The organism is Rothia sp. HMSC061C12, from assembly GCF_001815755.1.
Classification (GTDB): Bacteria; Actinomycetota; Actinomycetes; order Actinomycetales; family Micrococcaceae; genus Rothia; species Rothia mucilaginosa.
Window position 1 is genome coordinate 45,114 of record NZ_KV821863.1, and the last position, 13,686, is coordinate 58,799.

Annotated in this window: 11 protein-coding genes; 8 read left to right on the plus strand and 3 right to left on the minus strand. The window is 62.7% G+C overall.

Going from position 1 to position 13,686, the window contains the following annotated elements:
• The first annotated feature begins 50 nt into the window (after nt 1-50).
• The 3 genes from HMPREF3055_RS04360 (at nt 51) to rlmC (ending at nt 3,958) form a co-directional block, all read left to right on the plus strand.
• Nucleotides 51-623, plus strand: coding sequence for a LytR C-terminal domain-containing protein (locus HMPREF3055_RS04360; protein WP_049353953.1), 573 nt, complete (start codon nt 51-53; stop codon nt 621-623).
• A 370-nt stretch (nt 624-993) separates the two neighbouring features.
• Entirely contained in the window at nt 994-2,616 is a 1,623-nt protein-coding gene (gene groL, locus HMPREF3055_RS04365; protein ID WP_049346117.1) for a chaperonin GroEL, read from the plus strand.
• A gap of 208 nt (nt 2,617-2,824) precedes the next feature.
• Nucleotides 2,825-3,958 (plus strand): 23S rRNA (uracil(747)-C(5))-methyltransferase RlmC, encoded by a 1,134-nt coding sequence (rlmC, locus tag HMPREF3055_RS04370; RefSeq protein WP_070738219.1) that lies wholly within the window; start codon nt 2,825-2,827, stop codon nt 3,956-3,958.
• Between the two features lie 204 nt (nt 3,959-4,162).
• Here rlmC and HMPREF3055_RS04375 read toward each other — a convergent pair whose 3' ends face one another.
• Together HMPREF3055_RS04375 and HMPREF3055_RS04380 are read right to left on the minus strand one after the other, a co-directional pair.
• Complete coding sequence (locus HMPREF3055_RS04375; protein WP_246824527.1) at nt 4,163-5,524, minus strand: MFS transporter; 1,362 nt, start codon at nt 5,522-5,524, stop codon at nt 4,163-4,165.
• A 212-nt stretch (nt 5,525-5,736) separates the two neighbouring features.
• The gene (locus tag HMPREF3055_RS04380) at nt 5,737-6,264 is read right to left on the minus strand and encodes a mycothiol transferase (protein ID WP_049353950.1); all 528 of its coding nucleotides are present in this window, start codon (nt 6,262-6,264) and stop codon (nt 5,737-5,739) included.
• Nucleotides 6,265-6,439: 175 nt separating this feature from the next.
• Here HMPREF3055_RS04380 and HMPREF3055_RS04385 point away from each other — a divergent pair, with 175 nt between their 5' ends.
• The 4 genes from HMPREF3055_RS04385 to HMPREF3055_RS04400 all read left to right on the plus strand — a co-directional run bounded on the left by HMPREF3055_RS04385 (nt 6,440) and on the right by HMPREF3055_RS04400 (nt 10,806).
• Nucleotides 6,440-7,849, plus strand: coding sequence for an FAD-dependent oxidoreductase (locus HMPREF3055_RS04385; protein ID WP_070738222.1), 1,410 nt, complete (start codon nt 6,440-6,442; stop codon nt 7,847-7,849).
• Between the two features lie 306 nt (nt 7,850-8,155).
• A complete protein-coding gene (locus tag HMPREF3055_RS04390) occupies nt 8,156-8,875 on the plus strand; it encodes an isochorismatase family protein (RefSeq protein WP_070738225.1) in 720 nt (239 codons plus the stop codon).
• Nucleotides 8,872-9,639, plus strand: a complete 768-nt coding sequence (locus HMPREF3055_RS04395) for an SDR family oxidoreductase (protein WP_070738228.1) — start codon at nt 8,872-8,874, stop codon at nt 9,637-9,639. Before HMPREF3055_RS04390 ends, HMPREF3055_RS04395 begins: the two co-directional genes overlap by 4 nt.
• 63 nt (nt 9,640-9,702) lie before the next feature.
• Complete coding sequence (locus HMPREF3055_RS04400; RefSeq protein ID WP_070738231.1) at nt 9,703-10,806, plus strand: isochorismate synthase; 1,104 nt, start codon at nt 9,703-9,705, stop codon at nt 10,804-10,806.
• A 134-nt stretch (nt 10,807-10,940) separates the two neighbouring features.
• Here HMPREF3055_RS04400 and HMPREF3055_RS04405 read toward each other — a convergent pair whose 3' ends face one another.
• Nucleotides 10,941-11,945: a 4'-phosphopantetheinyl transferase family protein gene (locus tag HMPREF3055_RS04405; RefSeq protein ID WP_070642298.1), complete on the minus strand. Its 1,005-nt coding sequence runs from the start codon at nt 11,943-11,945 to the stop codon at nt 10,941-10,943.
• Nucleotides 11,946-12,104: 159 nt separating this feature from the next.
• On the opposite strand from HMPREF3055_RS04405, the gene HMPREF3055_RS09540 reads away from it, so the two are divergent.
• Nucleotides 12,105-13,526 carry an RNase H family protein gene (locus HMPREF3055_RS09540; protein WP_005504525.1) on the plus strand — a complete coding sequence of 474 codons (1,422 nt, stop codon included), beginning with the start codon at nt 12,105-12,107 and terminating at the stop codon, nt 13,524-13,526.
• Nucleotides 13,527-13,686: the final 160 nt, after the last annotated feature.

The window sequence follows — 13,686 nt, forward strand, 5'->3', positions numbered from 1 at the left end:
AGGGCGGTACGGTACCAGCCGGTAAACAGAGACCCGTGAAATGAGGATAAATGAGCTACCCCCGCGACGAATTTGACGAGGTAGACGAAAACACCGCCCGCCGCGGAACCTACCGCGCGGTCAACGCTGACCCGGCAAAGAGCCCCAAGGGCGCTATCCCCCTGGTAGCTGCAGGCGTAGTTGGTCTGCTCATCGGCGGCGCAATGTACGTGTACGCGCCGCGCACCGCCTCCCCGCAGTATTCGGCGTCCACCGCGAAGAGTAGCTCCGCCCCCGCAAGCGCCTCTGCGTCCTCTGCGCCGGCTAAGGCTTCCGCCTCGGCAAGTGCTACGAAGACCGGTCTGGCTGAGTCCATCTCTGTGGCGGTCTACAATGCGGCGGCTCCGGCGGGTAGTGCATCTCGTGCGGCGGCTCTGCTGACCGGCTACACCATCAACGAGACGGCAAACTACACGGGTGCGGCACCGGCAACCAGCGTGGTCTACTACGCTGAGGGCTACCAGTCGCAGGCGCAGAGCATCGCCTCGAAGCTGGACATTTCGCAGGTGCGTCAGGCAACTTCCGATGTGCAGATGGGCAACCACGAGGTGATTGTGGTGCTGGCTTCCGATTACACCGGCTAGGCCCCGGCATCCGCCGCTTTGTAATTACAAACTTTCATCAACCCCACCCGTGCGATCCCACCGATGCACAGGGCGGGGTTGATGCTTTTAACACCCCTCCCGCACTCCCGGCGGGCACACCGGTAACGCCCCTTTTGACGGGGTTGATGAGCGCAGATTAAGCACTGGGCGATTAACCCTTCAACCTTGGGCTTAAACGTTTGCTCCATGCCGGTGCGGGTGCCACAATTGATGTAGCGTTCGGGTACTTTATGCCCTGCTCTGCCCGCGCCTCCGTAACGGGGGTGTTGTGGAGGGGCAGCCACCCGATTTTAGATGTACCGCACCCGCAAGGGTGAAGGAAAAAATCCGATCGTCCAGGAGGACACTTATGGCAAAGCTCATTGCTTTTGACGAAGAGGCACGCCGCGGCCTTGAGCGCGGTTTGAACACCCTCGCCGATGCAGTGAAGGTGACCCTCGGCCCCCGCGGCCGCAACGTTGTGCTGGAGAAGGCGTGGGGCGCCCCCACCATCACCAACGACGGTGTCTCGATCGCGAAGGAAATCGAGCTGGAGGATCCGTACGAGAAGATTGGTGCGGAGCTCGTCAAGGAAGTTGCTAAGAAGACTGACGACATCGCAGGTGACGGTACCACCACCGCTACCGTTCTGGCTCAGGCACTGGTCCGCGAGGGCCTGCGCAACGTGGCTGCTGGCGCTGACCCGCTGAGCCTCAAGCGCGGCATTGAGAAGGCTGTTGAGGCTGTGACCGAGGCTCTGCTCTCCTCCGCGAAGGAAGTTGAGACTGAGGAAGAGATTGCTGCAACCGCGTCTATTTCCGCTGGCGACGCTGAGATCGGCAAGCTCATTGCTGAGGCAATGGAGAAGGTCGGCAAGGAAGGCGTCATCACCGTTGAGGACTCCAACACTTTCGGTCTGCACCTCGAACTGACTGAGGGTATGCGCTTCGACAAGGGCTTCCTGTCCGGTTACTTTGTGACCGACCCGGAGCGTCAGGAAGCAGTCCTGGAGGACCCCTACATCCTGGTTGTGAACCAGAAGATTTCGAACGTTAAGGACCTCGTCCCCGTTCTGGAGAAGGTCATGCAGTCCGGCAAGCCGCTGCTGATTGTTGCTGAGGACGTTGAGGGTGAGGCTCTGGCTCTGCTGGTGCTGAACAAGATGCGCGGCTCCATCAAGTCTGTTGCTGTGAAGGCTCCGGGCTTCGGTGACCGCCGTAAGGCTCAGATGGCTGATATCGCTATCTTGACCGGTGGCCAGGTCATTACCGAAGAGGTTGGCCTGTCCCTGGACGCAGCAACCCTGGATATGCTCGGTTCCGCTCGCAAGGTCGTTGTGACCAAGGACGAGACCACCATCATTGAGGGTGCAGGCGACGCAGCGGCTATCGAGGGTCGCGTTGCTCAGATTCGCGCAGAGATCGCTAACTCCGACTCTGACTACGACCGTGAGAAGCTGCAGGAGCGCCTGGCTAAGCTCGCCGGTGGCGTTGCTGTGCTGAAGGCTGGTGCCGCAACTGAGGTTGAGCTGAAGGAACGTAAGCACCGCATTGAGGATGCTGTGCGTAACGCTAAGGCTGCTGTTGAGGAGGGTATCGTCCCCGGTGGTGGCGTTGCTCTGATTCAGGCTGGCGTGAAGGTCTTCGACAAGCTGGAGCTGACCGGTGACGAGGCTACCGGCGCGAACATTGTGCGCGTGGCTATTGACGCACCGCTGAAGCAGATTGCTGCTAACGCTGGCCTGGAGCCGGGCGTTGTGGTTGACCGCGTTCGTTCCCTGCCTGCTGGTACCGGCCTGAACGCTGCGACCGGCGAGTACGAGGACCTGATGGCTGCTGGTATTGCTGACCCGGTGAAGGTGACCCGTTCGGCTCTGCAGAACGCTGCGTCTATTGCTGGTCTGTTCCTGACCACTGAGGCTGTTGTTGCGAACAAGCCGGAGCCCGCTGGCGCGGCTGCTCCCGGTGCGGACGCAATGGGCGGAATGATGTAATAACTTTTTGTCCCTGATGGGGCAAAAAGTTATGGAATCCGAAGGGCACGAAGTGACCTTCGGTGGTGAGATGCCGCTGGAAACTAACCCGGCATAATCACACCGCATCCGTATGAGGCGGGGGCGGCTACCCATGAAGGGTGGCCGCCCCCGCTTTTGTGTGCCCGTGCGTCCTGTCCCGGCGGTGGAGGCGGTAGAATGGCTCCTTATGGAATGCGCCTATTTTCGTGATGACCTCTGCTCCTCCTGCCCCAGCATTGAGACCGCCTACACCGCGCAGGTGCAGGCGAAGCAGGAGCATGCCCGCGCCCTGCTCGCTAACTACCCGCAGCTACAGTGGCTGGACCCGGTGACCAGTGCGGAGGCGGGCTTCCGCAACAAGGCGAAGCTCGTGGTGGGCGGTTCGGCGAAGAACCCGACCCTCGGCATCGTGGATTACCGCACGGGTGCCTCCACTGATCTTGGCGAATGCCCGCTCTATATGGAGCCGATTCAGGCGGCTATACCGGTGCTGCGTGAGCTGATTCAGCGCGCGGGCTTGACCCCTTATGACATTCCGAACCGTCGCGGTGAGCTGAAGAATATTCTGGTGACTGCTTCGGCGGCGGGTGAGCTGATGGTGCGTTTCGTGCTGCGTTCGAAGAAGCTTCTGGTGCCGATTCGCCGCCAGATGGGCTGGCTACAGGAGCGGCTGCCGAACCTGGCAGTGCTGTCGGTGAACCTGCTGCGTGAGCCGGTGGCGCGCGTTGAGGGTGATGAGGAGATTATTCTCTCGGAGCGTCAGACCCTGCCGATGCAGGTGAATGACCTGACCCTGCATTTGCGTCCGCAGAGCTTCTTCCAGACGAACACGAAGGTCGCTGAGGCGATGTATGCGCAGGGCCGTGAGTGGGTGCGTGAGGTGGCTCCGCGCTCGCTGTGGGATCTGTACTGCGGTGTGGGCGGTTTTGCCCTGCATGCCGCTTCGGTGATGGATGGCGGCTCGGTGACGGGCATTGAGATTAGTGCGGAGGCGGTTGCTTCGGCACAGCGCACGGTCGCTGAGTACGGTCTGGAGGGCGTGGACTTTTCGGCTCAGGATGCGCCGGAGTTCGCGGTGTCTTCGGGCGCGGTGCCGCAGATGCTGGTGGTGAATCCGCCGCGCCGCGGTATTGGTGAGAGCTTGTGTGCGTGGATTGAGGGTTCGGGTATTGACCGTGTGGTGTATTCGAGCTGTAACGCGGTGACTTTGGCGAAGGATCTGGAGCGTATGCCCTCGTATGCGCCGGTGCAGGGCCGTGTGCTGGACATGTTCCCGCATACGGACCACTATGAGGTTATGACGTTGCTGAAGCGCGGGTAGGTTTCTCGGGTCAAGCGCTCATTCCTATCCCAAGTCCGCGAGCAGATACATAACACTAGGGCGCGAGCAGGTGATTTTTGGCCGAGCAGGTAGTATTTTTCCTGCATGCTCGGCCAAAAATCACCTGCTCGCGGTGTTATCAGGGTTGCCCGCAACGTGGCGGAGGTGAGGCGATGATGCCCCGAGGCGATATACAGAGCACAGTCATGCACCCGCACGGCTCTTTGCCTCATTCCGCGATTCCTGCGCCCGTATCGCTCGCGCAGTCGGGCCGAGAATGAACGTGAATACGGTGGCGATGATGAAGAGTGCCCCTCCGGTAACAATGGTGTTGATCGCGCCGAACGCTGGTACCGCCCATCCGGTGATGAGGTACCCGACCATACCCGCTAGGGAGAAAACCACACCCATGAAGCTGTAGACGCGCCCGCGCATGTGTTCGTCGATAGCGTCTGCGAAGAGGACTTGCCCGAGCACTTCTTCGGGTCCGTAGAACATGCCCCAGATGAACCAGAGCACGAGTACCGCCCACAGCGCCGGGTGTAGTCCCATACTCAGACAAACGGCGCCGTAGCCGAGTCCGGAGATGCACATCCACCCGCGTTTGGTCATACGCACCCGCCCGGCGCCTGTACCGACGCCGAGTTTGGCTGAAAGCCAGGAGCTGATCACGCATCCGGCGGCGTAGACGGAAGTTGCGATTCCGAAGGCGGTGTAGTCGTGCCCGAGGCCGCGGGTGAGGTATTCGAGCATGGGCAGGGTGGTGATGGGTACGGCGGCGATGGAGAGGAACCAGAAGGTGAGCATACCGCGCACGATGGGGTTGTGTGCGGTGTAGGCGGCGCCTTCGCGCAGGAGTCTGCCGGTGTGGTGTTCCTGCACGGTGGCGGTGCGTTCGGCGTGGGTGAGGTCGTAGTTGCGTATGGTGGCGACGGTGAGGGCAGCGAGCAGGTTGAGGGTGCCTGCGAATCCGACGGCGAGGGCTGGGGTGGTGAAGGATGCGACGGCGGCTGCGATGGTGGGGCCGAGGGTTTGGGCGAGGAAGATGAGGCTGCCGCGGCGTGCCATGTATTTTTGGTAGTCGTCGCCGAGCAGGGAGGGCATGGCGGCGGAGGCTGCGGGGGATGAGAAGGTGCCGAAGGTTGAGACGAGGAATGCGATGGTGAGGAAGGCGGGTAGTCCTGCGGCGGCGTAGAGGGCTGGGGATGCGATGAGTAGGGCGGCGCTGGCGAGCCTGAAGCTGACGGTGAGGGTTTTGCGGTTGAATTTGTCGGCGATAGCGCCTGCGAATGGTGCGAAGAGGATGACGGGGACTGCCTCGACGACCATGACGATAGCGGAGTGGGCGAGGTCGCCGGTGGCGCCGTAGGTCAGCAGGGGCATGGCGATAGCTTGGATACTGGACGCAAGAGCATCAGAAACCTGCGCGGTCAGGAGCGTGAGCTGCCCGCGTGCGTTCAGCGGCGTTGCTGATGTGGGTTTTGCGGTCGCGTCTGGTGTGTTTGTTGGAATGCGCGACGCAGGTGATTCAGGGTGCTCAGGCGAAGGGTCTGTGGTGCGTCTCATAATACTGTGGATTCTATCACGGGTAAGAACGCTGTAACCGAGGCGAAACAAGACACAAGATGCGCGAGCAGATAACAGTCCGTTATCTTCTCGCCGAAATATTATCTGCTCGCGGTGTTATCGGGGTTGCCCGCAACCGGGCGGTGGCGTCTCGGGCTGGTTGTGTCCGAGGCGCCACCGCTTTTTCGTTCCCCTCTAGCGGGCGTGAAATTCTATCCCTGCGCCGCGAAATCCTGTGCCGCGAGAATACCCGCCGCGTACGCCGCCTGGCCTACGTGCTGGGCTGCGTCGTCAATCAGGCTGACCAGGCGCACACCGCGAGTCACCGCCGGAGTCCACGAACGGTCAATAACCTCGCTCAAATCAGCCTCGCTCAGCGTCTGCGCGTAGGCCGCGAGCGCCTCGCCGGTTGCCACAAGGTACTCCACCAGCAGGGCAGAATCTGCAACCACGATGGAGCGTGCCTGCTCGGGGGTGTGGCCGTAACCTATGGTGTCGCCAAGCTCGCCCAGGTTGAAACGTTCCCTGAAGCCCTGAGCCTCCCAGACCTGCGGCTGACCGTTCAGGGCGGAAAGCTGCATGTCCATCTGCCGTCCGGCGTGCCAGAGTAGCCACGCAATAGAGTTCGGGTGCCCGCCCGGGTGGGCGTTGAGCGCCTCAGCTGATAGCCCCTTGACGGCTACGGCGGCTTCGATGCCGGGGCGGCTGGCGGCGTCACGCAGAATGTCGTGGGTTTTCATGGAATCCTCCTGAAGATGCTGGCTCCTCGCAGGGAGCCGGGTAGTTTCAGTCTACGCCCGCACGGGCTGAGGGGCGGCTGGGGCCATGAAAAAATGTGGCGCGCGGGAATAATGCTCATTTCTTCCCGTTGAATCCTGTGAAGAGATCATCATCTAAATTTCACAGGAGAGTATTATGACCACCCCCGCTCAGCTGCACTTTGACATGGTCGTCATCGGCTTCGGCAAGGGCGGCAAGACCCTCGCCGGCGCATACGCCAAGACCGGCAAGAACGTTGCCCTCATCGAACAGTCCACCGGCATGTACGGCGGCACCTGCATCAACATCGGTTGCGTGCCCACCAAGGCGCTGGTTCACCGCGCCGACGAGTTCCGCGCCAGCGGCGAGCGCACCCTAGAAGAGGCAAACGCCGCCTACGAATCCGCCGTGGTTTTCCGTGACAAGCTGACCGGCATGATGCGCGCCAAGAACCGCGAGATCCTGCTGTCCAACGAGACCGCTAAGCTCATTGACGGTCACGCACGTTTCATCTCCGACACCGAGGTTGAGGTCACCGCGGGCGAGGACACCCTGCGCGTTACCGCCGACTACTTCATTGTCAATACCGGTGCCGTGTCGGTTATCCCGCCGATTGAGGGTATCCGCGAATCTGAGCGTGTGCTCACCTCCACCGAGCTGCAGAAGCTCACCCCGCGCCCCAAGCGTCTGGGCATTATCGGTGGCGGCCCCATCGGTGTTGAGTTTGCCGGTATTTTCTCCTCCTACGGTACCGAGGTGACCATTCTGGATGGTGCACCCGCCCTCTTCGGCCGCTACGACGAGGACGTTGCCCAGGTTGCCCGCGAGATTATCGCAGATCAGGATATTGCCGCTCATACCGGCGTGCGCGTGCAGTCCTTCAAGGACGGCGCTGACTCGGTGACCGTGACCTACCTCGACTCCGAGGGCGCTACCCGGGAGCTGGAGGTGGACTACGTGATGGTTGCGACCGGCCGCAAGCCCGCCACCGAGGGTCTGGGTCTGGAGAATACCAGCATCGAAACCAACGACCGCGGCGCAATTGTTGTGGATGAGCACCTGCGCAGCACCGTGCCGAACATTTTTGCGCTCGGTGACGTGAACGGCGGCCCGCAGTTCACCTACATTTCGCTGGATGACTACCGCGTGGTGCTTTCTCAGCTGGTTGGTGACGGTTCCCGCTCCACTAAGGACCGCAAGGCAGTGGCTTCGACCATTTACATGAACCCGCCGCTGTCTTCGGTTGGTCTGACTGAGCGTGAGGCGATTGAGGCTGGCCACAAGGTGAAGGTTGCTTCGAAGCCGGTCGCCGCAGTTGCTGCGATGCCGCGCGCTAAGACTATGGAGAACCCGCGCGGCATCATGAAGTTCGTGATTGACGCGCAGACCGACCAGATTCTGGGTGCCCAGCTGCTGGTAATCGAGTCCATGGAGGTTATTAACCTGGTGGCTCTGGCGATGCGCCACGGCATTACTGCTTCGCAGCTGCGCGATGAGATTTACACTCACCCCTCGATCACTGAGGGTCTGAATGAGGTTCTTGCTGTCGCGGCGCCCGTGAACTAGTTGAACTAGAATCGCGTCTGGATTCGCGGTTCGTATAGCGTTTCTGCTTGTCTGAGTGCTTCCCTGCCCGTTCCGCCCGTTGTGCTGTCAACGGAGGTACGGGTGGGGAAGCATTTTTGTTAAGGCTCATATATACCTAGTAGCTAAGCATGCCCTAAGATGGTTATGAGATAAGCGCAAGCTCACCGATTGGGTGGTCAGCGCGAGAGGGCTCGGAGGAGGCACCCACTCGCTGCTACACCCACCACAGCGCACCGCCTGCGCCGCGCATACAACCGAAAACCAAAGGCACGAACCGGGAGAATCATGGCACTGCCCAAAATCAAGCCCTACACCTACGTCGACCGTGAACACAGCAACCGCGTGAGCTGGCCCGTGGACCCCTCCCGCGCTGTACTGCTCGTGCACGACATGCAGGTACACTTCGTCCAGGCTTTCGAAGGGGCCAACCTGGGTGAGAGCAACGACAATCCGGACGCCCAGATTAACATCGCCATTCGGAACCTGCGCCGCCTCATTGATGCCGCCCACGCCGCCGGAATCCCGGTCTACTACACCGCGCAGCCGCCGCGCCAGAACCCCGAAGACCGCCGCCTGCTCATCGACTTCTGGGGCGACGGTCTGCAGAATGACGAGTCTGCCCGCGTGCTCGACGCACTTGCACCCACCGACCGCGACACCGTGCTGACCAAGTGGCGCTACTCCGCGTTCGTGCGCAGCCCCTTCGAGGACCTGCTCAAGGAGTCCGGTCGCGACCAGCTCATTATCGGCGGCGTGTACGCGCATATTGGCTGCCTGACCACCGCCCTGGAGGCGTTCATGCGCGACATTCAGCCGTTCATGGTTGCCGATGCGCTCGCCGACTTTTCGGAGGAGGAGCACCGCATAGCGTGCGAGTACGCTTCGGGTCGTTGCGCCCGCGTGCTGAACACCGCCGATGTACTTGCCGACCTGCATGCTGCAGAAGGTGCTGAGAAGGCTGAGACTGCTGAGAAGGCTGAGACTGCTGAGGAGGCGCGCGCATGAGCTGGGTCATTGTGACCGGCGCGAACGGCGGTATTGGTGAGGCAACCGTCCACCAGCTCATTAAGAACGGTTATTCGGTGTTTGCGGCTGACCTTGCGGAGCAGCCCATTGCCTCCTTCGGTACCTACGGAGACGCTATCTTCCGCTACCGCGCCGTAGACGTTACGAGCGAAGAGTCCGTCACCGCCCTCGCCAACGCTGTAGCGGCACTCGACGAACCCATCACCGGCGCGGTACTCGCCGCGGGCATCGCCCACAGCCAGCCGCTACTGGAAACCAGCTTCGCCACCTGGAAGCGCCTGCACGCGGTCAACTCCGACGGCGTGTTCCTGTGCCTGCGCGAATTCGCGCGCATCATGATTGACCAGCAGGAGAGCGACCCGACCAACAGCCGCTCCCTGGTGACGGTCGCCTCCAACGCGGCCCGTGTGCCCCGCGCGGAGTTTGGTGCCTACGGTGCATCGAAGGCATCGGCGGCGCGCGTGAGTTCCAGCTTCGGTCTGCAGCTTGCCGCGCACGGTATTCGCGTGAACTCGGTCTGCCCCGGCACCACCCGAACCCCTATGGTGACTGACGCCTGGGAGGGCGAGGACCGCTCCGCCCTGCCGGTTGCCGGTAACCCGCAAACGTTCCGTCTGGGCATTCCGCTGCGCCGTATTGCCGACCCGGCGGATATTGCGGCGGTCAACGCCTTCCTCATCTCTGAGGCAGCACGCCACATCACCATGCAGGAGATTGTCGCTGACGGCGGCGCGACCCTCTAACGGCACCCCGCGTCCGGCGTTTAGATGCCCGGCGCGAACCCACACACCACTGATAGAAGTACGATGACGAACCTTCCCGACTTTATCTTTGCCACCGGCACCCGCGTCCTGCGCGCATCCGGTGCGATGACCCCTGTAACCTTCGATAATGCCCTGGACGAGGCGAAACGTGCCGGTAGCGCCGTCGTGGGTCTGATTCCTTTTGACCCCGATATGCCCGCCTACCTCTTCGTGCCTGAACGCCTGGAGGAGCAGCAGGTGCCGGTCCCCGAGCAGACCGTGGCGCTTGCCGAGCCGGTATCGGTCACCGGCCGGCAGAACGACCGGTTCCGTGCCGCCGTTGCGACCGCCGTGGAGCGCATGAAGGCGGGTGAGCTGAGCAAGATCGTGCTTTCGCGTGTGCTCACCGCCCGCTACGCACCCGGCGCTCTCAACCTGGAGGCGCTGTACAACAACCTGCGCGCCCAGCAGCGTTCCGCGTTCAACTTTGCGGTGCGTCTGCCCGACGGTGAGCGCGGCATGAGCGGAAGCTACCTGATGGGTGCCTCCCCGGAGCTGGTGTTCCGCACCGAGGGCCGCGCCTTCAAGACCCACCCGCTTGCCGGTAGCGCCCCGCGCATTGCCGAGCCCGGTAGCGCCGAGGACGAGGCGATTCGTGACCGCCTGTTCGCCTCGCCGAAGGACCGCCACGAGCACGCCTACGTCATCAACGACATTGCCGAGCGCCTGGCACCCATTGCCGAGGAGCTGAACGTACCGCAGGTGCCCTCGCTGCTGCAGACCCCGCAGCTTTGGCACCTGGCGACCCCCATCGACGGCGTGCTGAAGGAGGGGCTGACCTGCCTGGACGGTGCCCGCGCGATCCACCCGACCCCCGCGATTTGCGGTGCCCCCACTGAGAAGGCGCTGGAGCTGATTCGCCAGCTGGAGTCTTTCGAGCGCCGTTACTTTGGCGGTCTGGTCGGCTACATGGACGCCGAGGGTAACGGCGAGTGGGCGCTGGTGCTGCGCTGCGCCCAGGTCAGCCCGGAGGAGGCGGTGCTGTACGCGGGCGCGGGTATCGTGGCTGAGTCTGACCCGGAGCTGGAGCACACGGAGACCGGCACGAAGCTCGGTAGCTTTGGCCGCGCCCTGGGCGTGGATACCCTGGGCGAAGATACCCCTTAGGTTCTGCCACGAACGCCTTGACGAGGCAGAACGAAACTGCAGAACGAAAACGACTGAATACAACGACGGAACGCGCTCGCTGGCATGGCGGGTGCGTTCAGCCGTTGTATGAGCTGTTAGAGGATTGAGCGTGGCTAATCGGTGAGTAGGCGCTTGAGTTCCAGGGGAGTAGCCACCGGCAGAAGCTGAGCCTCAACCTGCGCGGGCTCACCCTGGGCTGGCTCGCTCTGGGCAGGGTTCTCCACAGCCAGGGCGATGAGCATCTTCTGCGCGTGCTCGGGGTTCTCAGTATCGGGTAGCGCCACGGGCACCCACTGCAGGCTAAAGCTACGCTCGATAGCCTCACCGCCGCCCTGAGTCGCGGGTGCGCTAAAGGTCGCGCGGGTGGTCAAACTGTCCTGAGTCAGTACGCGCAGGGCGGTCGGCTCGGGGGTGCTGCCGTCCAGAAGGTCGCCCGGAACCTCCTCGTTCATGGCAGACTCGAGCGCATCCAACTGGTCATCGGTGAGCTGCACCCGGACCAGGGAAGGTACCACGCTCAGACCGTGACCGGTCGCCTTGAGTACCGCCTCCTTAGCTGTCCACAGTGCCACCGAGAGTAGGTGCAGTACGGGTGCGGGGCGTTCCTGAGCCACCCGCTCATAGAACGTACGTTCTTCATCGGAGAGTGCCAGGCGCGCAAAACCCGAGAACAGGCGCGCATCCAGAGTCTCAACATCCACACCGAGCACCGCCGAGGGGTTACGGCTAAAAGCGCCCACGACCAGCGGGTTCACCTGCGACATGTTGAAATTTACGCCCGCAATCCGCGGCTTACCGTGCTTCTTACCGCTGGTGCACAGGGTGCAGGAACGATCCACCTCAATCTCAGAAGCAGCACTCGAGGGAACATCCAAACGTGCCGCCGCCATGGCACGCATGAGCGCCTGAGTGCTCAGGTAGCTGACCGCCGCCGTGGAGGTCGGCAACTGCGCCGCATGCTGCTGCTCAGCAAGCCCCAGGTAGCTCAACCAGCTAAAACGCAGGGAACCGTACATCGTGCGGGTGGGAAGAGCGAAAATCTGCACGCGCTCGCTCGGACGGGCGGTAGGGCGCTCTGGGCGCTGTGCGCTGGGTGTTTCGGGGGCAGAATAGCTCATAGGTTTAGTGTACCCGCCCGGCTATGGTGGGCTCCTATAGGTTGTCCACAGCCGTGACCGCGCGCTACGCACCCTCGCCGCCGGTGCGGTAAAGTCATCACAGACATCATTACGGACTGCCGCCCGCACAATAGAGCGGCGGCGCAGAAAGAAGGTACCGTGAACAGCACGCAAGAGATCATTGCCGCCGCAGACGGCTCGGCGCTGGGCAACCCCGGACCGGCGGGCTGGGCATGGTATATCGACGACGACCACTGGGCGAGCGGCGGCTGGGCGCACGGCACCAACAATATGGGTGAGCTCAAGGCTGTCCTGGACCTGTTCGAGGCGACCGCATCCCGCCCGGAGGCGAAGCTGCGCGTGTACTGCGATAGCCAGTACGTCATTAACTCGCTGACCAAGTGGATGCCCGGCTGGAAGAAGAAGGGCTGGAAGAAATCCGACGGCAAGCCCGTGCTCAACCGCGACCTTCTGGAGGCGCTGGATCAGGCGCTGACCGGCCGCGACTACGAGTTTATTTGGGTGAAGGGCCACGCGGGTCACGCGCTCAATGAGAAGGCGGATTCCCTGGCGAACGGTGCCGCGCGCGCCTACCAGGAGGGCCGTGAACCCGCGCACGGCCCCGGCTTCGGTGCGGCTGCTGAACCCACTACTGCGGCTGAGCCTGTGGAGGCTCCGGCTGTTGAAGTGCCGATTGTGAACGCTCCGGTTGCAGAACCTGCCCTCTCTGACGTTGCGCTCTCTGATTCGGCGCCCTCCGAGTCTTCCGCGGACGCCCACCTGCCCATGCAGGAATTCACCGCAGCCGAGATCGAGAACGCCCAGCGCGGCGTGGAGAGCCTGCGCCTGTCCGGTCTGTTGCGCCCCGCCTCCGCGGTGAACGCCCCCGACCCGGAGGCGGTCCGCACCCGCAAGGAACAGCTGGCGCTCGCGGCAGAGCGTGCCGCTGAGCGTGACGCAAAGGCACTGGCACGCCAGCAGGAGGAGACCGCTCAGCAGGCATCGAGTGCCGCGCAGGCGGAAGAAGAGGATGACCTGACCGGTCTGGAAGAGTTCGCAGGTCTGGACCCGAACGATGTTGACCCGGCGGAACTGCTGGGCGAGACGGAAGCGCACGCAGAAGAGCAGGCGGTAGAGCCCGCCGCGGCGCCCGCACAGACCGTAGAGCCCGCTCAGGTTGAGGCACCCGTGAAGGACGCACCCGCTTCTGCCCCTGCGGCACCCGCGGCACCCGCTCTGAACCCCGAGGAAGCCGCCGCCGCAGAACAGCTACTCGAAAGCCGCGGCTCCGTCATGGAGGCACCGCAGCTGGAGTCCATGCTGCACGAGCGTCTGGTGTGGGTGACCGCCACCGGTAAGTCGGTGTCCCGCTCCTCGGTGCTGCAGTACCGCGAACGCGCCTTCACCCAGCAGGGTGCCCCACTCAAGCAGGGTATGCAGGTGCTGGATTCTTCCAGCGTGCTGGTTATGGCGGCGGTTGCGACCGCGCGTGGTCGCGTGAGCCGTTCGAGCATTTGGCATTACGATGCTGAGCGCGGCCTGTGGCGTCTGCGTTTCCGCCAGGAGACCCCTGCTTCCTAAAGCTCAGCTCCTAAAGCTCAGCTCCTAAGGAATGGGCTCTTGGGCGCAAAGATTTCCGTGCAATAAAACCCCGCCGCATCCTCATTCTCGAGGATGCGGCGGGGTTTTCTCAATAGATGTTCGCCGCCTTCTGGCAAATCTGGCGGGCGGTGTGCCGTGC